Source organism: Streptomyces sp. NPDC003697 (assembly GCF_053587115.1).
The window spans coordinates 119,093-141,649 of record NZ_JBSFNN010000002.1; the positions used below are offsets into that span (position 1 = coordinate 119,093).

14 protein-coding genes, 1 tRNA gene and 3 pseudogenes are annotated in these 22,557 nt (G+C 71.3%); 13 read left to right on the top strand and 5 right to left on the bottom strand.

What is annotated here, in order from left to right; all coding sequences use genetic code 11:
• The first annotated feature begins 290 nt into the window (after positions 1-290).
• From ACWDNY_RS01385 to ACWDNY_RS01435, 11 genes and pseudogenes are all read left to right on the top strand, one after another.
• Positions 291-3,974 carry a ThuA domain-containing protein gene (locus ACWDNY_RS01385; RefSeq protein WP_451643635.1) on the top strand — a complete coding sequence of 1,228 codons (3,684 nt, stop codon included), beginning with the start codon at positions 291-293 and terminating at the stop codon, positions 3,972-3,974.
• A 333-nt stretch (positions 3,975-4,307) separates the two neighbouring features.
• On the top strand, positions 4,308-5,471 hold the full coding sequence (locus ACWDNY_RS01390) for an inositol-3-phosphate synthase (RefSeq protein ID WP_451643636.1): 1,164 nt from the start codon (positions 4,308-4,310) through the stop codon (positions 5,469-5,471).
• Positions 5,468-6,520 (top strand): SCO3242 family prenyltransferase, encoded by a 1,053-nt coding sequence (locus ACWDNY_RS01395; protein WP_451643637.1) that lies wholly within the window; start codon positions 5,468-5,470, stop codon positions 6,518-6,520. Before ACWDNY_RS01390 ends, ACWDNY_RS01395 begins: the two co-directional genes overlap by 4 nt.
• Before the next feature lie 131 nt (positions 6,521-6,651).
• Entirely contained in the window at positions 6,652-7,569 is a 918-nt protein-coding gene (locus ACWDNY_RS01400; RefSeq protein WP_451643638.1) for a sugar phosphate isomerase/epimerase family protein, read from the top strand.
• Complete coding sequence (locus tag ACWDNY_RS01405; protein ID WP_451643639.1) at positions 7,566-8,300, top strand: EboA domain-containing protein; 735 nt, start codon at positions 7,566-7,568, stop codon at positions 8,298-8,300. The genes ACWDNY_RS01400 and ACWDNY_RS01405 overlap by 4 nt, the downstream gene beginning before the upstream one ends.
• A pseudogene (locus ACWDNY_RS01410) lies at positions 8,300-9,184 on the top strand (TatD family hydrolase); the annotation flags it as partial. The gene ACWDNY_RS01405 and the pseudogene ACWDNY_RS01410, both read left to right, overlap by 1 nt.
• Positions 9,185-9,343: 159 nt before the next feature.
• Complete coding sequence (gene eboE / locus ACWDNY_RS01415; protein ID WP_451643640.1) at positions 9,344-10,513, top strand: metabolite traffic protein EboE; 1,170 nt, start codon at positions 9,344-9,346, stop codon at positions 10,511-10,513.
• Positions 10,510-11,919 carry an alkaline phosphatase family protein gene (locus ACWDNY_RS01420; protein ID WP_451643641.1) on the top strand — a complete coding sequence of 470 codons (1,410 nt, stop codon included), beginning with the start codon at positions 10,510-10,512 and terminating at the stop codon, positions 11,917-11,919. Before eboE ends, ACWDNY_RS01420 begins: the two co-directional genes overlap by 4 nt.
• A 113-nt stretch (positions 11,920-12,032) precedes the next feature.
• Positions 12,033-13,241: a sugar phosphate isomerase/epimerase family protein gene (locus tag ACWDNY_RS01425; protein ID WP_451643642.1), complete on the top strand. Its 1,209-nt coding sequence runs from the start codon at positions 12,033-12,035 to the stop codon at positions 13,239-13,241.
• A gap of 401 nt (positions 13,242-13,642) precedes the next feature.
• Positions 13,643-13,727 (top strand) — tRNA-Leu (locus ACWDNY_RS01430).
• 310 nt (positions 13,728-14,037) lie between these two features.
• A complete protein-coding gene (locus ACWDNY_RS01435) occupies positions 14,038-14,502 on the top strand; it encodes a hypothetical protein (RefSeq protein ID WP_451643643.1) in 465 nt (154 codons plus the stop codon).
• Positions 14,503-14,511: 9 nt separating this feature from the next.
• On the opposite strand, the pseudogene ACWDNY_RS01440 reads toward ACWDNY_RS01435, so the two are convergent.
• Positions 14,512-14,939: pseudogene (locus ACWDNY_RS01440) on the bottom strand (IS5 family transposase); the annotation flags it as partial.
• 399 nt (positions 14,940-15,338) lie between these two features.
• Here ACWDNY_RS01440 and ACWDNY_RS01445 point away from each other — a divergent pair.
• A pseudogene (locus ACWDNY_RS01445) lies at positions 15,339-16,461 on the top strand (IS630 family transposase).
• A gap of 32 nt (positions 16,462-16,493) precedes the next feature.
• Here the strand turns inward: ACWDNY_RS01445 and ACWDNY_RS01450 are convergent.
• The gene (locus ACWDNY_RS01450) at positions 16,494-16,868 is read right to left on the bottom strand and encodes a cupin domain-containing protein (RefSeq protein ID WP_385950230.1); all 375 of its coding nucleotides are present in this window, start codon (positions 16,866-16,868) and stop codon (positions 16,494-16,496) included.
• A gap of 70 nt (positions 16,869-16,938) precedes the next feature.
• Here ACWDNY_RS01450 and ACWDNY_RS01455 point away from each other — a divergent pair, with 70 nt between their 5' ends.
• The gene (locus tag ACWDNY_RS01455) at positions 16,939-17,379 is read left to right on the top strand and encodes a MarR family winged helix-turn-helix transcriptional regulator (RefSeq protein ID WP_451643644.1); all 441 of its coding nucleotides are present in this window, start codon (positions 16,939-16,941) and stop codon (positions 17,377-17,379) included.
• Between the two features lie 414 nt (positions 17,380-17,793).
• Here the strand turns inward: ACWDNY_RS01455 and ACWDNY_RS01460 are convergent, their stop codons facing one another.
• The 3 genes from ACWDNY_RS01460 to ACWDNY_RS01470 form a co-directional block, all read right to left on the bottom strand.
• Positions 17,794-18,228: a hypothetical protein gene (locus ACWDNY_RS01460; protein ID WP_451643645.1), complete on the bottom strand. Its 435-nt coding sequence runs from the start codon at positions 18,226-18,228 to the stop codon at positions 17,794-17,796.
• A gap of 106 nt (positions 18,229-18,334) precedes the next feature.
• The gene (locus ACWDNY_RS01465; protein ID WP_451643646.1) at positions 18,335-20,263 is read right to left on the bottom strand and encodes a putative Ig domain-containing protein; all 1,929 of its coding nucleotides are present in this window, start codon (positions 20,261-20,263) and stop codon (positions 18,335-18,337) included.
• A gap of 754 nt (positions 20,264-21,017) precedes the next feature.
• Complete coding sequence (locus ACWDNY_RS01470) at positions 21,018-22,541, bottom strand: amino acid permease (protein WP_451643647.1); 1,524 nt, start codon at positions 22,539-22,541, stop codon at positions 21,018-21,020.
• Positions 22,542-22,557: the final 16 nt, after the last annotated feature.

Below are 22,557 nucleotides of genomic sequence, written 5' to 3' on the forward strand. Positions count from 1 at the left end.
GACGGCAGGTCGGACCGGGGGCCGGAGCATCCGCCGGTCCCCGGTCCGGGCTGCCCGGACCCCGCTTTGTCCTGTGTGGGGGAAAAGTTCAACCAGTTTTGGCGCAAGGGGTGTTCGCCCCGGAAGAACGCGGTTACCGTCCCTGACGTGTCCAGGCCCCCCACGCCTCCGGGGTGACGGCGCACCCCGGCGCCCGCACGCACCACATGTCTTCGCACCTGTTCCGTACGGCCCCACCCCGTTCCCGGAGGGACTTCGTGCACAGAAGCAGACTCAAAACCACCAACGCCATGAGGCGTCGTCCCGGGCTCCGCACCGGTCTCGCCCTGTTCACCGGCCTGCTGCTGGCCGTGGGCACCCCGGCGACGGTCGCCGGCGCCCACCCCGGCCACCCGGAGCACGACGCACCGGCGGCCGCCCAGGGGCAGTTCCAGCAGGTGCCGCTCGCCAAGGGCGAACCCGAGATGGGCGAGCCGATGTCGCTCGCCGTGCTCCCCGACCGCAGCGTCCTGCACACCGCCCGCGACGGCACACTCCGCCTGACCGACCAGGGTGGCGTCACCAAGGTCGCCGGCAGGATCCCCGTCTACAACCACGACGAGGAGGGCCTGCAGGGCGTCGGCATCGACCCGGACTTCGCGCACAACCGGGCGGTCTACCTGTACTACGCCCCGCCGCTCGACACCCCCGCGGGCGACGCCCCGGAGAACGGCACCGCCGAGGACTTCAGGAAGTTCGACGGCGTCAACCGCCTCTCCCGCTTCGTCCTCAACCCCAACGGCACGCTGGACATGGCCAGCGAGAAGAAGGTCCTGGACGTCGCGGCCTCCCGCGGCATCTGCTGCCACGTCGGCGGCGACATCGCCTTCGACGCCGAGGGCAACCTCTACCTGTCGACCGGCGACGACACCAACCCCTTCGCCTCCGACGGCTACACGCCGATCGACGAGCGACCCGACCGCAACCCGGCCTTCGACGCCCGCCGCAGCGCCGCCAACACCAACGACCTGCGCGGCAAGATCCTGCGCATCAAGGTCGCCGAGGACGGCTCGTACACCATCCCGGAGGGCAACCTCTTCCCGCCCGGCACCGAGAAGACCCGCCCCGAGATCTACGCGATGGGCTTCCGCAACCCGTTCCGGATCAGCGTGGACAAGAAGACCGGCACGGTCTACGTCGGCGACTACGGCCCCGACGCCGGTGCCGCCGACCCGAAGCGGGGCCCGGCCGGGCAGGTCGAGTTCGCCAAGGTCACCAAGGCCGCCAACTTCGGCTGGCCCTTCTGCACCGGCGACAACGACCCGTACGTCGACTACGACTTCGCCACCGGCACCTCCGGCGAGACCTTCGACTGCGCCGCCCCGAAGAACACCTCCCGGCACAACACCGGCCTCGTCGACCTGCCGCCCGCCCAGGCCGCCTGGATCCCGTACGACGACGACTCCGTGCCCGAGTTCGGCAGCGGCTCCGAGTCCCCCATGGGCGGCCCGGTCTACCGCTACGACCCGGACCTCGACTCCAAGGTGAAGTTCCCCGCTGAGTACGACGGCGACTTCTTCGCCGGTGAGTTCGGCCGCCGCTGGATCAAGCGGATCGAGCAGAACGACGACGGCACGGTCGCGAAGATCAACGACTTCCCGTGGACCGGCACCCAGATCATGGACATGGAGTTCGGCCCCGACGGCGCGCTCTACGTCCTGGACTACGGTCTGTCCTGGTTCCAGGGCGACAAGGACTCCGCCCTGTACCGGATCGAGAACGCCGAGGACGGCTTCTCCCCGATCACCGAGGTCAGCGCGGACAGGACCTCCGGCGCGGCCGGCCTGAAGGTGAAGTTCACCGCCACCGCCAAGGACGCCGACTCCCCGGACCTCACCTACGGCTGGGACTTCGGCGACGGCACCAAGGGCGAGGGCCTCACCCCCACCCACACGTACAAGAAGGTCGGCACCTACACCGCGACCTTCACAGCGAAGGACCCCGAGGGCAACACCGGCAACGCCAGCGTCCGCATCGTGGTCGGCAACACCGAGCCCGAGGTGAGGATCGACGTTCCCGGCAACGGCACCCTGGCCGCGTTCGGCCGGCCCGTGCCCTTCAAAGTGACGGTCACCGACCCCGAAGAGACCGTCGACTGCTCCAGGGTCAAGGTCGTCTACAGCCTCGGCCACGACTCCCACGCCCACGAGCTGACCAGCGAGACGGGCTGTGAGGGCACCCTCGAGCCGCCCGCCGGGGACGGCGGACACGACCCCAACGCCAACATCTACGGCGTCGTGGGCGCCGACTACACCGACGGCGGGGCCAACGGCCAGGAGGCCCTGACCGGCACCGCGCGCACCGTGCTCCAGCCGCTGCACCGCCAGGCCGAGCACTTCGGCGCCCAGCAGGGCGTGTCGGTGATCGACAAGGCCGGCGCCAACGGCGGCAAGACCGTCGGCGACATCAACGACGGGGACTGGATCTCCTTCAGCCCCTACCGGTTCGACGGGCAGAAGAAGATGACCGTACGGGCCTCCTCCGGCGGCGCCGGCGGCTTCGTCGAGCTGCGCACCGGCTCGCCCACCGGCACGCTGCACGGCTCGGCGTACATCCCGCCGACCGGCAGCTGGGAGACGTTCCAGAACGTCGACGTGCCCCTGCGGTCGCTGCCGAAGAAGACCACCGACATCTACCTGGTCTTCAAGGGCGGCGCGGGCGCGCTGTTCGACGTGGACGACTTCGAGTTCTCCGACCAGCCCTTCAAGAGCGGCAAGAAGGTCCTGGTCTTCTCCAGGACCGCCGGCTTCCGCCACGACTCCATCCCGGCCGGCATCGCCGCGCTGAAGGAACTCGGCGGCCCGGCCGGCATCACGGTCGACGCCACCGAGGAGGCCGGGCAGTTCACCACGGCCAACCTCGCCAAGTACGACGCGGTGGTCTTCCTGTCCACCACCGGTGACGTCCTCGACGCGGACCAGCAGAAGGCGTTCGAGAACTACGTGAGGAACGGCGGCGGCTACATGGGTGTCCACGCCGCCGCCGACACCGAGTACGACTGGCCCTTCTACGGAGGCCTCGTCGGCGCCTGGTTCGACTCCCACCCGGCCATCCAGAAGGCCACCGTCCGCGTCGAGGACCACGACCACCCGGCCACCGCGCACCTGGGCGACGCCTGGGAGCGCACCGACGAGTGGTACAACTACCGCACCAACCCGCGCGAGCAGGCCAAGGTCCTCGCCACCCTCGACGAGACCACCTACCAGGGCGGCACCATGAAGGGCGACCACCCGATCGCCTGGTGCCAGAACTACGGCGGCGGCCGCTCCTTCTACACCGGCGGCGGCCACACCAAGGAGTCGTACGCCGACGAGGCCTTCCGCACCCATCTGCTCGGCGGCCTGCGGTACGCAACCGGCCAGGTGAAGGCGGACTGCAAGCCGGACAAGGGCTACCGGAAGATCTTCAACGGCCACACCCTGGACGGCTGGAAGCAGGCCGGCCCCGGAAAGTTCGACGTCAAGGACGGCACCCTGGAGTCCGAGGGCGGCATGGGGCTGCTCTGGTACCAGGCCAAGGAGCTGAAGTCGTACTCGCTCAAGCTCGACTGGAAGATGCGGGGCGACGACAACTCCGGTGTCTTCGTGGGCTTCCCGGCCTCCGACGACCCCTGGTCCGCGGTGAACAAGGGCTACGAGGTCCAGATCGACGCCACGGACGCCGTGGACCGCACCACGGGTGCGATCTACACGTTCAAGGCGGCGAACATCAAAGCCCGTGACCAGGTCCTGCGCCCGCCCGGCCAGTGGAACTCCTACGAGATCAAGGTCCAGGGCGAACGCCTTCAGGTGTTCCTCAACGGAGTCAAGATCAACGACTTCACCAACAAGGACCCCGAGCGGAGCCTGACCGACGGCTACATCGGCCTGCAGAACCACGGCGCCGGCGACCAGGTCTCCTTCCGCGACATCCAGCTGAAGGAACTGCCCTCCTGAGGCCTGTTCCGAGTTCCGCGTCATCCGCGCGGAGCACGGGCGCTGCGGCGTCCGGTGCGTGCGACCGGCGTGCGGTGCGGCAGATCATGCGGCGCAGCCACCGGCCCTGCGGCACCGTGCGGTGAGCGTGCGTGCCGGGCGTCGGGGCGCAGTCGCGGAACTCGAAACAGGCCGCACAGGCCGAACAGGCCGGCACAGGCCCTCAGGGCCACGGAACGGCGGCGGGCGGAGGACGCCGGACCTCCGCCCGCCGTCCCGCCGGGCCCGCGCCCGGCACCCCGCTCGTCCCCCCCGGCGCTCGCACCCGGTTCGCGTACGACAAGGAGGCTGCCCATGTCCGCCGAACCGTCCTTCCCCGCCCCTTCCCCGGCCCCCCGCTTCGGCGTCTGGCTGATCGGCGCGCGCGGATCCGTCGCCACGACCGCGATCGCGGGCTGCGCCGCCGTCGCCGCCGGGCTCCACCCGCCGACCGGCATGGTCACCGAGACCCTCGACTTCGCCTCCTGCGGTCTGCCCCCGCTGCCGTCCCTCGTCTTCGGCGGCCACGACACCCTCGACTGCCCGCTGCCCAAGCGCGCCGAGCACCTCGCCGCCGGCGGCGTCCTGCCGCACGGCCTGCCGTCCGCCGTGCACGCCGAACTCGTCGCCGCCGACCGGGAGATCAGGCCCGGCGGTCCGCCGCCCGGTGACACCGGGCGCACCCAGGACCAGTGGATCGACGTGTTCGCGGCCGACATCCGCGACTTCGTGCACCGCCAGGACCTCGCGGGCGCCGTCGTGATCAACGTGGCCTCCACCGAGCCGGCCCCCACCGACGGCACCCTGCCGCCCAGCTCCCTCTACGCGGCGGCCGCCCTGCGCGCCGGCTGCCCCTACGTCAACTTCACCCCGTCCACGGGCCTGCACCATCCCGCCCTGGCCCCGCTCGCCGCCTCCTCGGGCCTGCCGTACGCGGGCCGTGACGGCAAGACCGGGCAGACCCTGCTGCGCTCCGTGCTCGGCCCCATGTTCCTGCAGCGCGCCCTCACCGTACGGGCCTGGTCCGGCACCAACCTCCTGGGCGGCGGCGACGGCGCCGCCCTCGCCGACCCCGCGGCCGCCGCCGCCAAGAACGCCGGCAAGGAACGCGTCCTCGCCGACACCCTCGGCACCACCCCCGAGGGCCAGGTCCACATCGACGACGTGCCGGCCCTCGGCGACTGGAAGACGGCCTGGGACCACATCGCCTTCGACGGCTTCCTCGGCGCCCGCATGATCCTGCAGACCACCTGGCAGGGCTGCGACTCGGCCCTCGCCGCCCCCCTCGTCCTCGACCTGGCCCGGCTGACCGTCCGCGCCCGGGAGAAGGGCCTGACCGGCCCGCTGAGCGAACTGGGCTTCTACTTCAAGGACCCGGTCGGCGACGGCCCGTCGTCACTGGCCGAGCAGTACGCGGAGCTGAGGCGCCTGGCCGGGCGGCTGCGCGACGACGCCGAGGACCGCGGGACGCGGCGATGAGCCGCACGACCGTCACGGCGAAGGCCGGACCCGCTCCGACGGCGGCGGCAGCCGGCCCGGCCCGCGGGCACGGCGCGGCGCCCCGCGACCGCGGCCCGCGCCCGGACCGCGCTGGCGCCTGGGCCGAACTGCTGCGGCTGCCCGCGCTGCTCACCGTCCCCGGTGACGCCCTGGCCGGCGCGGCGGCCGCCGGCGCGCGTCCCGGGCCCCGGACCCTGCTCGCCATCGGCTCCTCCCTGTGCCTGTACCAGGCCGGCATGGCCCTGAACGACTGGGCGGACCGCGCCGAGGACGCCGTGGAACGTCCGCACCGCCCGCTGCCGTCCGGCCGTATCCGCCCGGCCGCCGCCCTCACCGCCGCCGCGGCCCTCACCGGCGCCGGGCTCGCGCTCGCCGCCGGCGCGGGGCGCCGCGCCCTCGCGGTGGCCGCGCCCCTGGCGGCCACCGTCTGGGCCTACGACCTCGCCCTGAAGCACACGCCCGCCGGTCCCGCGGCCATGGCGACCGCCCGAGCACTCGATCTGCTCCTGGGCGCCGCGGCCACCGGTGGCGGCACCCGGGCCGCACTGCCCTCCGCCGCGCTGCTCGGCAGCCACACCCTGGCGGTCACGGCCGTCTCCCGCCGGGAGACCACCGGCGGCTCGGCCCTGGCTCCGCTGGCGGCCCTCGCGACCACGGGGGCGCTGACCCACCTGGTCACCCACCGCCGCACCCGACCCCCGGCAGGCCGGCGGGCAGCAGCCGCCCCCGGCCTGCCGGGCTCCAGCCGGGCCGGGCGCCCGCCCGGGACCACCGGCGCCCTCGCCACCGTCCTGGCCACCGCCTACGCCGCCACGGCCGCCCGCCCCTACGCCCACGCCGCGCTGAACCCGTCACCCCCGCTCACCCAGCGCGCGGTCGCTGGTGGTATTCGCGCCACCGTCCCGCTCCAGGCCGCGCTGGCCGCCCGCTCCGGCGCGACCGTCACCTCCCTCCTGGTCGCGGCCCTCGCCCCGGCCGGCCGGATGTTCGCGAGGAGGGCCGACATGAGGAAGGTGAGCATCACGTGACCCCGACCCCGACCCCGAACCGGAGCGCGAGCCGGGACACCGTCGGAAACGGTCCTGCCCCGGCCCCGGCCCCGGCCCCGGAGGCGAGCCGGGACGCGGGCGGCCGCCCCGCCCGGGAGGTGCGCCGGGACGTGAACCGGTGCACACCCACCCCCCTCCGCTTCGGCTACGGCACCAACGGCCTCGCCGACCTCCGTCTCGACGACGCCCTCGCCCTCCTCGCCGACCTCGGCTACGACGGCGTCGGCCTGACCCTCGACCACATGCACCTCGACCCGCTCGCCCCGGACCTCGCCGCCCGCACCCGCCGGGTGGCGCACCGGCTGGAGGAGTTCGGGCTCGGCGTGACCGTGGAGACCGGTGCCCGCTACGTGCTCGACCCCCGCCGCAAGCACGGCCCCTCACTGCTGGACGCCGACCCGGAGGACCGCGCCCGCCGGGTCGACCTCCTCCTGCGGGCGGTCCGCGTCGCCGCCGACCTCGGCGCGCACGCCGTGCACTGCTTCAGCGGCATCGTGCCCGACGGCACCGACGAGGACACCGCCTGGAAGCGCCTCGCCGAGACCCTCACCCCGGTCCTGGACGCCGCCGCTGCCGCCGGCGTCCCGCTCGCCGTCGAACCGGAACCCGGCCACCTCCTCGCCACCCTCGCCGACTTCCACCACCTGCGCCGCACCCTCGGTGACCCCGAGCCCCTCGGCCTCACCCTGGACCTCGGCCACTGCCAGTGCCTCGAACCCCTCCCGCCCGCCGACTGCGTACGCGACGCCGCCCCCTGGCTGCGCCACGTCCAGATCGAGGACATGCGCCGGGGCGTCCACGAACACCTCCCCCTCGGAGACGGAGAGATCGACTTCCCGCCCGTCCTCGCCGCCCTCGCCGCCACCGGCTACGAGGGTCTGACCGTCGTCGAACTGCCCCGCCACTCCCACGCTGGCCCCCACTTCGCCGCCCACTCCCTGCCGTTCCTCCGCCGCGCCGCCCCTTCCGTCCCCGTCCCCCCGCACGGCGATCCCTCCGCCACCTTCGAAGGGAGCAGAACCCCATGACCCGCCCCCATGCCACATCGGCCACCCCGGAGGCAGACACCACCGGCGGACCGGCGGCCCCCGGTGACGGCACCACCCCCGCCGTCACCCCGCCCGCCGAACTGCGCCGCCGCCTCGACGAGCGGCTGGACGGAGCCGCCCGCGCCTGGCTCGACCAGGCCCTGGACGAGGCCGCCAACCACCCCGGCGCCCATGGGCCCATCTCCGTGTGGGAACTGCGCCTGGCCGAGGCCGGCCGCCGCTGCGGCCCCGCCCACGCCGACGCCGCCCGCGTCCTCGTCCTGCACGCGGCCCGCGCCGACGCCGACGCCCTGACCCGGGTCTACTCCCAGGGCACCGCCGACGAACGCCGCGCCGTCCTGCACGCCCTGCCGCACCTCGTGCCCGACGGCCCCGACGCCCTCCCGCTCGTCGAGGACGCCCTGCGCACCAACGACACCCGGCTGGTCGCCGCTGCCCTCGGCCCCTACGCCGCCCGGCACCTGGACGCCCACGCCTGGCGGCACGCCGTCCTGAAGTGCCTGTTCACCGGCGTCGCCCTCGACCACGTGGCGGACCTGGACCGGCGCGCCCGGGGCGACGGCGAACTCGCCCGCATGCTCGGCGACTACGCCGCGGAACGCACCGCCGCGGGGCGCCCCGTCCCCGCGGACCTGCACCGCGTCCTGGCCCTGACCGAGTCCGCGGCCCCGCCCGGCGGCCCGGTCGACCCCCACGGCAAGGAGTCCTGATGCGCATCTTCGACCCCCACATCCACATGACGTCGCGCACCACCGACGACTACGAGGCCATGTACGCCGCGGGCGTCCGCGCCGTCGTCGAACCCTCCTTCTGGCTGGGCCAGCCCCGCACCTCCCCGGCCTCCTTCCTCGACTACTTCGACTCGCTCCTCGGCTGGGAGCCCTTCCGCGCCGCCCAGTACGGCATCGCCCACCACTGCACCCTCGCCCTCAACCCCAAGGAGGCGGGCGACCCGCGCTGCACGCCCGTCCTCGACGCGCTGCCCCGGTACCTCGTGAAGGACCACGTGGTGGCCGTCGGCGAGATCGGCTACGACTCCATGACCCCCGCCGAGGACACCGCCCTCGCCGCCCAGCTCCAGCTCGCCGCCGACCACGGCCTGCCCGCCCTGGTCCACACCCCGCACCGCGACAAGCTCGCCGGGCTGCGCCGCACCCTGGACGTCGTCAGGGAGTCCGCGCTTCCCGTCGACCGGGTCCTGGTCGACCACCTCAACGAGACCACCGTCAAGGAGGCCAAGGACAGCGGCGCCTGGCTCGGCTTCTCCGTCTACCCGGACACCAAGATGGACGAGGAGCGGATGGTGGCGATCCTGCGCGCCTACGGCCCCGAGCAGGTCCTGGTGAACTCCGCCGCCGACTGGGGCAGGAGCGACCCCCTCAAGACCCGCAAGGTCGCCGACCTGATGCTCGCCGAGGGCTTCACCGAGGACGACGTCGACCGGGTGCTGTGGCGCAACCCCGTCGCCTTCTACGGGCTCAGCGGCCGCCTGAACCTCGACGTCGCCGCCCCCGGCGCCACCCACGAGGGCAACTCCGTCCTGCGCGGCGTACCCAAGGACGCCACCGGCCCGCGGGACGACGCCGCCTCTGAGGGCCCGCGCGGCGCACCCGAGGACGCCACCGGCCCGCAGGACGGCGCCGCCCCCGGGGACCCCGCCCGCCGCCACGACGGGCCCGGCTCCCCGGAGCCCGGCGCGGGCGCCCACCCCGCAGCCGCGGACGCCGGCGAGCCCGCGCGGAGGGCGTGACGCATGCGCTTCCGCCACCCCGACGGCTCCACCGTCCACCTCGCCTACTGCACCAACGTCCACCCCGCCGAGACCCTCGACGGCGTCCTCGCCCAGCTCCGCGACCACTGCGAGCCCGTCCGCCGCCGCCTCGGCCGCGACCGGCTGGGCATCGGCCTGTGGCTCGCCGCGGACGCCGCCCGCACCCTCGTCGGCGACCCCTCCGCGCTGCGCGGCCTGCGCACGGAACTCGACCGGCGCGGCCTGGAGGTCGTCACGCTCAACGGCTTCCCCTATCAGGGATTCGGCGCCGAGGAGGTCAAGTACCGCGTCTACACACCGGACTGGGCCGACCCCGAGCGCCTGGAACACACCACCTCCCTGGCCCGTGTCCTCGCCGGACTGCTCCCCGACGACGTCACCGACGGCAGCATCTCCACCCTGCCCCTCGCCTGGCGCACCGCCTACGACGAGCAGCGGGCGAAGACGGCCCGCACCGCCCTGCGCACCCTCGCCCTGCGCCTCGACGCCCTCCAGGAACTGACCGGCCGCTCCGTCCGCGTCGGCCTGGAACCGGAACCCGGCTGCGTCGTCGAGACCACTCGTGACGCCATCGCCCCGCTCACCGCGATCGCCCACGACCGCGTCGGCATCTGCGTCGACACCTGCCACCTCGCCACCTCCTTCGAAGACCCGCACACCGCCCTGGACGACCTCACCCGGGCCGGTGTGCCCATGGTCAAGGCCCAGCTCTCCGCCGCCCTGCACGCCGGACAACCCCACCTCCCCGAGGTCCGTGAGGCCCTGGCCGCCTTCGCCGAACCCCGCTTCCTGCACCAGACCCGCACCGCCACCCGCGCCGGCCTGCGCGGCACGGACGACCTGACCGAGGCCCTGACCGGTGACGCCCTGCCCGACGCGGCCCCCTGGCGCGCCCACTTCCACGTCCCCCTGCACGCGGCCCCCGCCGCGCCCCTCACCTCCACCCTCCCGGTCCTCAACGACGCCCTGGCCCGGCTCGTCGGCGGCCCGCACCCGCTGACCCGCCACCTCGAGATCGAGACCTACACCTGGCAGGCCCTGCCGCCCGAGCTGCGCCCGGCCACCCGGGGCCGGCTCGCCGACGGGATCGCCGCCGAACTCGCCCTCGCCCGCGACCTGCTCACCGACCTCGGACTGAAGGAGCTGCCGTGACCCAGCCACCGGCACCCGCGCCGTCCGCCGAACGCCCCACCCCGCTCCTGGTCCTGGACGTCGTCGGCCTCACCCCCCGCCTCCTCGCCCACATGCCCCGCCTGACGGCCCTCGCCCGCACCGGCAGCAGCGCGCCGCTCGGCACCGTCCTGCCCGCCGTCACCTGCGCCGCCCAGTCCACCTTCCTGACCGGCGCCACGCCGTCCGAGCACGGCATCGTCGGCAACGGCTGGTACTTCCGCGAACTCGGCGAGGTGCTGCTGTGGCGGCAGCACAACGGCCTCGTCGCCGGCGACAAGCTCTGGGACGCCGCCCGCCGCGCCCACCCCGGCTACACGGTCGCCAACATCTGCTGGTGGTACGCCATGGGCGCCGACACCGACATCACCGTCACCCCCCGCCCGGTCTACTACGCCGACGGCCGCAAGGAACCCGACTGCTACACCCGCCCGGCGGCCCTCCACGACGAACTCACCGACGCACTCGGCACGTTCCCCCTCTTCCACTTCTGGGGCCCCGGCGCCGACCTCGTCTCCAGCCGGTGGATCATCGACGCCACCCGCCACATCCTGCGCACCCGCCACCCCGATCTCGCCCTGTGCTACCTCCCTCACCTCGACTACGACCTGCAGCGCTTCGGCCCCGACGACCCGCGCTCCCTGAAGGCGGCCGCCGACCTCGACGCAGCCCTCACCCCGCTGCTGGACGACGCCCGCGCCGAGGGCCGCACCGTCGTCGCCCTGTCCGAGTACGGCATCACCCGCGCCGACCGGCCCGTGGACATCAACCGCGCCCTGCGCCGCGCCGGGCTGCTCGAGGTGCACACCCAGGACGGCATGGAGTACCTCGACCCGATGACCTCCCGCGCCTTCGCCGTCGCCGATCACCAGATCGCCCACGTCTACGTGCGCCGGCCCGAGGACCTCGCCGCCACCCGGGCCGCCCTCGACGGCCTGCCCGGCATCGAACGGCTCCTCGACGACGAGGGCAAGAAGGCCCACCACCTCGACCACCCGCGCTCCGGCGAACTCGTCGCCGTCGCCGAACCCGACGCCTGGTTCACGTACTACTACTGGCTCGACGACGCCCGCGCGCCCGACTTCGCGCAGCTCGTCGAGATCCACCGCAAACCCGGCTACGACCCGGTCGAGCTGTTCATGGACCCGCTCGACCCCTACGTCAGGGTCAAGGCGGCCACCGCCCTGGCCCGCAAGAAACTCGGCCTGCGCTACCGCATGGCGGTCGTGCCTCTGGACCCCTCACCCATCCGCGGCAGCCACGGCCGCCTCCCCGCGAGCGACGACGACGGTCCGCTCCTCATCTGCTCCACCCCCCACGTCGTCGGCGACCGCGTCGCGGCCACCGATGTCAAACAACTCCTGCTCCACCTGGCCGGACTCGGCTGACGCACCCCCGGTACGCCACCCGAGATCCGACTACTGAGAGTGAAACACACGACACTGACAACGGCCGGTCCCGGCGGACCGGAGCCGGCCACGACCGAGAAGGCAGGCCACTCGTGACCCCGCATTCCGACCGCTCCCGCACCGAGGCCGCCACCGCGTCCGCCGCCGACGCCCCGGACGAGGCACTGCGCCGCACCCTCGGTGTGGACCGGCGCCGCTTCCTCAGCACCTGCACCGCCGTGGCGGCCGGAGCCGTCGCCGCCCCCGTCTTCGGCGCCGCCCCCGCACTGGCCCACGACCGGGGTAGAGACCGCGAGCACGACCACGGACACGGACGCGGGCAGGTGCTCGTCCCGCCCCACAAGCGCGGCATCATCCTCTACACCGTCCGTGACGCCACCGCCCGCGACCCCCTCGCGAGCGACCTCCCCTCCGGCTTCCGCGAGGTGTTCGGGCAACTGGCCCGCCACGGCTACCGCCAGGTGGAGTTCGCCGGCTACAACCAGCACGCCAACGCCCCCGGCGGGGCCGGCCTGGAATCCGCGGCGGGCGCCAGGCTGCTGCGCTCCTGGCTCGACGAGTACGGGCTGCGCGCCCAGGGCAACCACGGCTTCATCCCGTCCTCCTGGCCGCTCACCACGGCCGACCTGGACACCTTCAAGAAGCACCTGGAGATCGCCAACATCCTCGGCATGGACCACATGGGCACCGGCGGCGACCCCACCGGCAGCTCCTACCGCGCCGACTGGGACGTGGCCGCCGACAAGTGGAACGTACTCGGAGAGATCGCCCACCGCGAGGGCATCAAGCTCTACACCCACAACCACGACAGCGCGTACGACTTCCTGCTCGACGGCGGCCCGCTCGACGCCCAGGGCCGGCCGACCCGCAGCTCCGGCATCCGGAAGCTGGAGTACTTCCTGAAGATCACCGACCCCCGGCTCGTCTGGCTGGAGATGGACGTCTTCTGGGCGCACGTCGCCCAGTACAAGTTCCACACGTACACCGCCCACGACGGCTCCACCCGGAGGAACGTCTTCGACCCGGCCGGCCTGGTCGTCCGCCACAACAAGCGCTACCCGCTGTTCCACGCCAAGGACGGCGTCGTCAGCACGACCAACGGCATGGGCTACGAGATGGTGCCCTTCGGAACGGGCGTCATCGACTACACGACGTTCTTCTCCCGCGTCGGTCAGCGGAACTACCACAACCCCATGGTCGAGGACGACAACTCCCCGAGCGCCACCGACGCGGCGCAGTCGCTGCGCGAGGCCAAGATCAGCTACGACAACATGGCGGCCCTGCGCGAGCGGCGCCGCTGACCGCCCCGCCCGGCCGAACGGCGGGGGCCCTTGCCGCACCACCCGCGGGAAGGGCCCCACTGCCCTGCCGCACCTTCGAGGCGGGCCACGGCGTCCCGAGCTCCCGCGGTGACCCCGACGAACCGTTCGGCGGCTCCGGCGCGTCCTGGCACCGCGCGTTCGCCGGTGGCAGCCCCCTGGTCCTCGCGGTGACCCGCGGACCGACAGGGGGAGAGACCGCCCGGCGACTTCCCGGAGGACCGGCTCATGCCCCGACGCACGTGACCGACCGGACACCCATCGTGCACCCCGCCCACCACCGCCCGGAAGCACGGAAAACGCAGGTGAAAGGCAGTGCGAAACCTTGGTATGGTTGTCCGTGTCGCCACGGGGGAACATCCCGCCGAGGCGACAGGCACCTTGTCCGGGTGGCGGAATGGCAGACGCGCTAGCTTGAGGTGCTAGTGCCCTTTATCGGGCGTGGGGGTTCAAGTCCCCCCTCGGACACTCTCTATAGCGATACGGAATCGAGGGCCCTGACCTAACGGTCGCGGTCCTCGTTGCGTTTTCGTAGCTGATGGTGATGCCCAGGGCTTCGTAGAGGGGCTCCTTCTTCTCGGCGCCGGCGGCTTGGATACGTTGTGTGATGTCTCCAGGCCTGTCAGTGATCTCCCGGATCTGGTCTGCCGTGAGGGGTGGTTCCTTCTTCTAGGGCGTGCATCGGAAGTGGGTCTTGGAGTGGCTCGGTATCTGGGCATACACGCCTGTCTCGCACGATCGGCAGCGGTCGATGGGCAGGTACTGGTAGTAGTCGGCCGTGGCAGGTGACCTGTGGACCCCGGTGATTTCGATGGTCGGTGTGGCTGTAGGTGGTGCGTTGACGTATCTGACCCAGCGCACGACGCAACGGGCAGCTGACCGGGCTGAAGAACAAAGGCGGGCTGCGGCGCAGGCGGAGGAGCGACGTGCTGAGCAGATCAGGACCGTGCTGGAGTTCATCCGATGCGCGCTGGAGGCGGAGGGCGTAGCGCATGCGCGGCCGCCGCAATGGGAGGTCGGTGACGACTGGTATGTGACGGCCAGGCCGGCGATGGACGGTCTTCGAATAGGCGAGAAGAGCATCGAGTTGCTCTGTGCCCCTGGCCTTCACTCGCCGACGACCGCCTACGCCCGCGCCCTTAATCAAGCGGTCTGGCAGGAGCGTGACGAGGGGAGCCTGGCCGAGCGCCTGGAGCCGTTCAAGGCGGAATTTCTCGCTGTAGCACGCCGGAGCCTGACCTGACGTCGCAGGTCACAGCCACTCGTTGATCGCAGCGACCAGTACGGTCGCCTCATAGCGCACAGCCAGCTTGTCGTACCTCGTGGCCACGGCCCGGTGCCTCTTGAGGCGGTTGATGCCGCATTCGACCGCATGGCGCTCACGGTAGTCGACCGGGTCGAACTTCGGTGGCCGGCCGCCGCGGGAGCCGCGCTTCTTGCGGTTGCGGGCCTGGTCGGCCTTGTCTGGGATGGTGCCAGGACGGGCTCGAACTGCGGAGAGTCGCCGCGCTGCCCCGCCGTGATGACGATCGACATCGGCTTTTGCCGCTGCTCAACAGCCGGATGCAGCTTGGTGGTCAGGCCACCGCGCGAGCATCCGAGTCCGTGGTCGGCCGGTTCGACGGTGGTGCCGCCAGGCGGCTCCTTCTGGAGATCCCCCCTTTCGGATGAAGATCCACTTTCGATGCTGGTAGGCGCGGGCGCGTTGCCTGCGGGCCCGCTGGGCGGCCTCGAAGAGTGCCTTGGTGATGAGCGGCTCGTGTGCGGGTCCGTCCCCCGGCGGGCTCGATCAGGGCTCGAGCACGGGTGACCTGCCAGTTCCTAGAGGCCTCGGGATCTTGAAGGTCCTCGGTGGAACAGCGTCCGGCAAAGGCGAAACGGATCACGTGTAGTCAGACCCCCGGTGTGTATGGCGTGGAGCCCGTTGCGGGTGTTATGCGGCGGTCTGTCGTACCTCGAATAGGCGAGAAGAGCCAGCGGGGTCTGCCCTTGCTAGTGCTGTGACCGCTTAGGTTCGCCGGGTTGGCGGTCGTGACGGTTGGATGTGCGGTGACGTCCGATCCGACCGCTGGAGGCGCGGTGGCCGAGCCCGTCCGTGTGCGCAGACTGACCGACCAGGAAGGGCAGAAGCTGCAGCAGATCGTGCGTCGGGGCAGCACCAGTTCGGTGCGCTATCGGAGCGCGATGATGCTGCTGGCCTCGGCCGGCGGGAACCGGGTTCCGGTGATCGCCCAGCTGGTGCAGGCCGATGAGGACACCGTGCGCGATGTGATTCATCGGTTCAACGAGATCGGCCTGGCCTGCCTGGACCCTCAGTGGGCGGGAGGCCGTCCCCGCCTGCTCACCCCTGACGACGAGGACTTCGTCATCCAGACGGCCACCACCCGCCCCACCAAGCACGGTCAGCCCTTCACTCGATGGTCCCTGCGCAAACTCGTCGCCTACCTGCGCAAAGTCCACGGCCGGATGATCCTCATCGGCCGCGAGGCGTTACGCTGCCTGCTCGCCCGCCACGGCGTCACCTTCCAGCGCACCAAGACTTGGAAGGAATCCCCGGACCCCGAACGCGAGGCGAAGCTGGACCGGATCGAGGAAGTCCTCGACCGCTTCCCGGACCGGGTCTTCGCCTTCGACGAGTTCGGCTCGCTCGGCATCCGCCCCACCGCCGGCTCGGGCTGGGCCGCGCGCAAACGCCCCGACCGGCTGCCCGCCACCTACCACCGCACCCACGGCGTGCGGTACTTCCACGGCTGCTACTCGGTCGGCGACGACCGGCTATGGGGCGTCAACAGGCGCAAGAAGGGCGCCGCCAACACGCTGGCCGCGCTGAAGTCCATCCGCGCCGCCCGGCCCGACGGCGCGCCGATCTGCGTGCTCCTGGACAACCTCTCCGCCCACAAGGGCACCGACATCCGCCGCTGGGCGAAGAAGAAACAAGGTCGAGTTGTGTTTTACCCCGACCTACGCCTCGTGGGCGAACCCCATCGAGGCCCACTTCGGACCGCTGCGGCAGTTCACCATCGCCAACACCAACCATCCCAGCCACACCGTGCAGACCCGGGCACTCCACGCGTATCTGCGCTGGCGCAACGGCAACGCCCGTCACCGCGACGTCCTGGCCGCCGAACGCAAGGAACGCGCCCGCATCCGAAGCGAAAAGGGCATCCGCTGGGGCGGACGCCCCCTCGCCACCGCAGCCTGAGAACCCGGCGAACCTACGCGGTCACCAGCACACTAGTGAGCCCAGGGCGGTGTGATGGTGTTGCCGTCAGCCAGTTTGGCGATGAGCCCGACACGTGTGGTGACCCACATGTGGGCGGGCTGGTCGGTGCTGTTGGCGACCGCCAGTTCGGAGCCTGCAGGTGCCACTGCCGCGTCACCTGCGCGGAGTTCGGCGTTCTCACCGTCGATGGTGAGTCGGAGGCGACCGGAGAGAACGTAGAAGGTCTCCTCGTCGCTGATCGTGTGGGTCGGCCCCACCATTGCGGCCGGGATCTCGACGCGCCAGGCAGCGAGGTCCCGGCTGCCGGTGTCCGGACGGACGTAGGAAACGAAACGGCCACCGTGAATCTCGTGTACGACGGCCTCGTCGCTGCGGATGAACGGCATGTTCCAGCCTTCCTCTAGACAAGTGACTTGTCTAGATAGACAAGCGGCTTGACGAGTTATAGTCAAGCCCATGGACGACGCCCTGGCCTTCTCCGCACTCGTGCTGGCACTCTCCGGACAGCTGGTGCAGGAAATCCACACCAGCGTTTCCCAGCAGGGATTCGAGGACCTACGACCCGCACACGGCTTCGCCTTCGCCCGCATCTCTGTAGGCGGCGCCACCACGGCCGACCTGGCCGAGCACCTGGGGGTGACCAAGCAGGCCGCCGCCCAGCTGGTCGAGGAGCTGGTCCGAAAGGGGTACGTGGAGCGGCATCCACACCCGCACGATGCCCGCGCCCGCCTCCTGGGACTGACCGAGACCGGCTGGACCGCTACGCGCGCCGCCGAGACGGCAGCCCGGGCTGCCGTCGCACCGTGGCGAGAAGCACTGGGCCAGGCGCGCTTCAGCGAACTCGTCGCCGATTTGACACTCCTTGCACCGCCGGGACCGATCCGCCCTGCCTGGTGAGCCGAGGCCCACCGCCCTGGAGACCGCCGGCCGTGAACGAACCGCCCGCCAGGGCAACCGGCCAAGTGGAAGACGACACGCGAGTTGCCGTGCCGAGCCCGCCGCGGACCGGTGAACCTTCCCGGTCAGAGCACTAGGTGGCTCCGGCCTCGGGGCGCGCCTGGTTGGGATCGGCGACCATGGCGTGAAGGAGGTGCAGGAGGGCGGTGGCAACGGACTCAGCCACGTCGGGTGGCTTCTCGGGGAGGTCCACGTGGATGTTTTGGGGGTTGTCCGGGCCCGAGTGCTGGTCGGACGGGTGAAGCCGATCGTTATCTCGGCGCCGGGCTGGAGCTCAGCGCGCCGTTACGTAGCGGTGGGACTCCTGTCCATCCGGATACACGGGCCGACTACCACGCTCCTGAGCGACGTCGTCTACCCACGGATCTTCACCGTCACGCTGTATCGGCCCTCATCGCCGACGCAGCGGCGGGCCTCGCCGCAACTGGTGCGGCGGGCCGTGATGTCTGCTGAGCCGGGCCGAACGGCGCGCAGGGCGAGTTCGACAGTGCCGCAGCCTCTGCCCGGGGCACAGGTGTGGGCCGATGTGACCCGCGAGGCGCCGGCGGCGGCCAGGACATCGGGTGTTCTGCTGGTGAGGTCGGACCAGTATGTGCTGTGCAGCGTGACCACCACCGAGGTGCCCACCGTGGCCGAGACGGTGGTGTGGTTCGTGCGCTCATCCAGCCGGAGGGGTGCGGGCGTGGTCGGCGCGGCAGACTGCGCGGCGTCGGCGCCGCAGGCCGAGATGGCGGCGAGAGCCAGGCATGCGGCGAAGCAAGGTGCGAAGTGGGCGCGAGGGAGCGCCATGAACGAGACTCCTTCCCGGCCATGTGTGCCGGTGAGACGGTTCCGCCCCAGCAGTGGTTCCCTGCTGGGGCGGAACGTGTCCTGCTGGGCCGGGGGCCTGGTGGGGTCAGGAGGCGTTGAGGGCGGTGTCGTCGACCACGAAGCTGGTCTGCAGGCTTGAGTCCTCGGTGCCGGTGAACTTCAGCGTGACCGTCTGACCGGCGTAGCTGGAGAGGTTGAAGGACTTGAGTACGTAACCGCCGGCCGCGTTCAGGTTGGAATAGGTGGCCAGGGTGGTGGTGCCGACCTGGACGGTCAGCTTGTCGTAGGCCGTGCTGGTGGTTTCGGCGGTGTCGATGTGCAGGTAGAAGGAGAAGGTGGCGCTGCACCCGGCGGGGATGGTCACCGACTGGGACAGGGTGTCGGTGTGGGTGGTGCCGTAGCCGTCCAGCCAGGCCTTCCAGTTGCCGGAGTGGGCGGGCTCACTGCCGGAGTTGTCGATCAGGCCGCTGCTGGCTGTCCACGGGGAAGCGGTGCCCGTCTCGAAGCCGGGGTTGCCGAGCTTCTGGCCGGGGCCGGCGCAGCCGCCGCCCGTGCTGCTGACGGTCCAGGTGAATGAGGTGCTGCCGGAGGCGCCCGTGGTGTCGTGGGCGGTGACCGTGACGGAGGAGGTGCCGGCCGTGGTGGGGGTGCCGCTGATCAGGCCGCTGGAAGAGATGCTCAGTCCGGCCGGCAGCCCGGTCGCGGTGTATGTGAGGGTCTGGCCGGAGGCGGAGTCGGAGCCCGTCATCTGCAGGGACACGGCCGTGCCTACGGTGCTGCTCCGGTTCCCGGGGTTGTTGACGGTGACCGTGTTCCCGGTGCTGCCGCCGACGATCGCGTGGCTGATGGCGCACGAGTTGGTGTCGTTGGACCAGCTGGCCTGCTCGGCGAAGGTGCCGGTACCCATCGTGACGTTCGCCGCTCCACCCGTGCTGCCCGGCGATATCCAGGCGCACTCGTCGGAGTTCTCCTGGCCGTTGTAGGAGCTGCCGGTGTGGTTGGTCCAGCCGCCGGCCGGGTTCTGGTCCGACATCATCTCCTGCCACTCGTGGCCGAGCGTCATGGTCCAGCCGTCGAGTGTGCCGGGGGAGTTGACGAACCCGACGCCGCAGCCCGCGCCGGAGTCGATGTTGTACGGCTGGTTGCTGAAGGCGATGTCGCCGTAGCTCGAGGAGACCGCGCCGCCGGTCAGCGTGGTGTCACCGTTCCAGTCGTGCCAGGCGCAGTACTGGCCCTGGTAGCTGTCCGGGTTGGTGCCGTGGGGCGACAGGACGACGTAGTACGCGTCGCGGTTGGCGGCGGCCGTGGTGTTGCCGAAGTGGCCGGCCGCCTTCACGGCCTCGGCGCCGAGCTGGTGCCCGGTGGCGGCACTCGGCGAGGCGGCCGAGTTGTCGTACCACGTGCCGGCGAGCACGCCGCCGCTCTGGTAGGGGATGAAGTTGGCATTGGCCGGGCAACTGGTGGCGCCCGCCGCCACGTTGGGGCCATCGCACCACTGGGTCAGGTCGGCCGACCACAGCTCGTTGCCGGTGCCGATGTCCTTGAACATCTCCTGGGCGACGGGGGCGGCGCCCGCCGAGTCGCCGGAGAAGGTCATGTCTCCGTTGCTGTTGGTGCTCTGAGTGCCCCACTGTGTGCCGTAGAACACCAGGTAGACCTTCGAGTGGCCGCTTTGGACACCGATGCCGTCGACGCCGCCGCCGTAGGACAGCGTCTGCGGCCCGGTCGCTGCGGTGGCGGCCGGATGAGCGGCTGCCCAGGACTCCATCTTGGCGTGCTGCTGGAGGGTCGGCAGCACGCCGTGCCGGTAGAGGTGCTGGTAGGCGGGGCTGTAGGGGTTGGCGATGGAGCTGCCCGACGTGTGTGATGCCGTCGGTGCGGCAACCGCCTGGGGCGCGGCGGCCAGCATGCCGCCGGTGATCAGGGTCGCGGCCGACAGCAGGGCGGTGGCCCCGCGGCGAGTGAGCCGTCGGAGCCGGTTGGGTCTCGCGTGGTCGGTGTTCAGCGATCGCAAGAGACTGCCCTCCATGGGGGATCGATGCCCTACCCGCATGTCAGGAGCATGTCAAATCACATGATTCGAGACGGCGCGTAACCACTGGTACCTGTGGGCTGCGAGTAGCACGTGCTTTGCTGCGAGCTGCCACCCCTGGCAGTGGTGGCTTCGGCGAAAGGTAGTGAGCGCCCGCTCCAAGGCACTACCCGCCGATGGCAAAGGCTTGTCCTTGAAGCATGAACTTTTGCCGGATCAACGACCTGGAACGGGGCAGGGAGTTGGTATACGGGTGCTTCAGGGCGAGTCCGCAGCCGATCAGCTCCAACGTGTGGAGCCATGGATGCGGACGACGGACCGGTCAATGACCTCACGGCACTGGGCCTGGCACGTTGGCGCGGGGGCGGCGCTGCCACGAGTGCACTCCGGCCGCGGTGCACGGGGTTTTGTCGCAGGGCTCTCCACCCTGGCCGGTAGGGGTCCTGGGCGGGTGATCCGGAGCATGAGACGGGCAGTGCTTGGTCCAAAGCGGGCAGCTGGTGATCGAGCAGCTTCCCGGCCAAATCGGTAGATCGTCGGGCGCGGCTGAAGGAACTCGAGCGACACAACCGCGAGCTGGAGTTGGAAGTTACCTTCGTAAAAAGGCCGCGGCGGATTCGACTGATCGTCGCAACACCTCACCGAGGCGGAGGAAGTTGTGGCGAGGGGACAGGCGAGGGCGCTGCTGCCCCCGCCGGGCCAGGGTGCGCGGGCCCTGGCCCGGCGATCAGGGCGGTCAGCCGTTCGTGAGCGCGGTCGAGTGGTCGGTCGCGACCGGGGCCTCGCCCGAGCCCTCGGCTGCGCTCTCGGACCTGTCCTGCTCCGTGATCTGCTCCTTGGGCCGGAAGACCAACAGGTAGACCACGCCGAGGGCCGCCACGACGCCCACCGAGATGGGCACCAGCCAGCGGTCGAAGAAGCTGGTGCCGTTCGGCGGCGTCTTGATCGAGAGCACCACGATCGCGGTCACGCCATAGGCCAGCGCCGCGACGTTCACGGCCCAGCCCCAGCGGCCCAGGGTGAACACACCGGCCGGCTTCCAGCCGCGTGAACGGCCGATGATCGAGGCCAGCACCACCGACTGGAAGCCGATGTAGATGCCTACGACGGAGAAGGTGATGATGCGCGTGACCGTCGCCGACGGCAGGAAGGCGAAGGCCGAGGGGATCACGGCGGTGACGGCGGTGGCGGCCGGGGGCATGTGGAAGGTCGGGTGCAGCTTGGAGAGCCACTTCGCGCCGACGATCACGCCGTCGCGGGCGTAGGAGTAGACGAGGCGGGTGGCCGCTGCCTGGATCGCCAGCGTGCAGGAGACGAAGCCGACCACGATCAGCGCGAGTGCGAACTTGCTGCCGGCGGTGCCCAGCGAGGCGGCAAGCACGTCGCCCAGCGGGTCTGCGGACTTGCCGCTGATCACCGCGCCGAAGTCCGGCACTGCCAGGATCAGACCCAGTGTCAGGACGACGGTCGCGACCGCGCCGACGCCGAGCGTCATGCCCATCGCACGTGGGACCTTGCGGGAGGGGTCCTTGACCTCCTCGGCGATGTCGCCGCAGGCCTCGAAGCCGTAGAAGATCCACACCGCGAAGAGGCAGGAGCCGAGGAAGGCGCCCAGGTAGCCGCCGCTGCCACCCGCGTCGAAGGTGTGCATGACGACGCTGACGGGCTGCTTGTGGTGGAAGAAGAGCAGGTACCCGCCGAGCACCAGGGTGCCGACGACCTCCGCGAAGACTCCGATGTTGGCGACGAAGGCGAGCCGCCGCACGCCGAGCAGGTTGATCACGGCGGAGAACAGGATGACGACCACGCAGGTGATCACCGTGCTCCAGTGGTTGACCTGGTAACCCAGCAGCGGACCCGCGTACGTGGCGATCGGGTAGGCGACGGAAGCGATGGTCACCAGCAGCGCCCAGGTGTACATCCAGCCGGACAGCCAGGCGTACTTCGGCCCGATCAGGCGCTTGGCCCACTGGTAGATGCCGCCGGCCAGCGGGTACTGCGAGGCCACCTCGGCGAAGGTGAGCAGCACCAGGCCCTGTCCGAGCAGCACCACCGGGATGGTCCAGAAGAAGGCCGGACCGCCGGTGGCCAGGCCGTAGTCGAAGACCGAGTAGACGCCGACCAGTGGGGAAAGATAGGTGAAGCCGACGGCGAAGTTGGACCAGAGACCGAGCGCCCGGGTGAGTCGGGGCTTGTAGCCGAGCGCCGCGAGCTGCGCGGCGTCCGCGGCATCCTGGTCCGGTGACGCGATGTCACTCATGGACGGGAACCTTTCA

Excerpts from the sequence above, each read along its gene's own strand:
- ACWDNY_RS01470 (WP_451643647.1), bottom strand. The coding sequence starts at position 22,541 with ATGAGTGACATCGCGTCACCGGACCAGGATGCCGCGGACGCCGCGCAG.
- ACWDNY_RS01455 (WP_451643644.1), top strand. The coding sequence starts at position 16,939 with ATGGACGACGCCCTGGCCTTCTCCGCACTCGTGCTGGCACTCTCCGGA.
- ACWDNY_RS01405 (WP_451643639.1), top strand. The coding sequence starts at position 7,566 with ATGACCCGCCCCCATGCCACATCGGCCACCCCGGAGGCAGACACCACC.
- ACWDNY_RS01395 (WP_451643637.1), top strand. The coding sequence starts at position 5,468 with ATGAGCCGCACGACCGTCACGGCGAAGGCCGGACCCGCTCCGACGGCG.
- ACWDNY_RS01460 (WP_451643645.1), bottom strand. The coding sequence starts at position 18,228 with ATGGCGCTCCCTCGCGCCCACTTCGCACCTTGCTTCGCCGCATGCCTG.
- ACWDNY_RS01385 (WP_451643635.1), top strand. The coding sequence starts at position 291 with ATGAGGCGTCGTCCCGGGCTCCGCACCGGTCTCGCCCTGTTCACCGGC.
- ACWDNY_RS01450 (WP_385950230.1), bottom strand. The coding sequence starts at position 16,868 with ATGCCGTTCATCCGCAGCGACGAGGCCGTCGTACACGAGATTCACGGT.
- ACWDNY_RS01390 (WP_451643636.1), top strand. The coding sequence starts at position 4,308 with ATGTCCGCCGAACCGTCCTTCCCCGCCCCTTCCCCGGCCCCCCGCTTC.
- eboE (WP_451643640.1), top strand. The coding sequence starts at position 9,344 with ATGCGCTTCCGCCACCCCGACGGCTCCACCGTCCACCTCGCCTACTGC.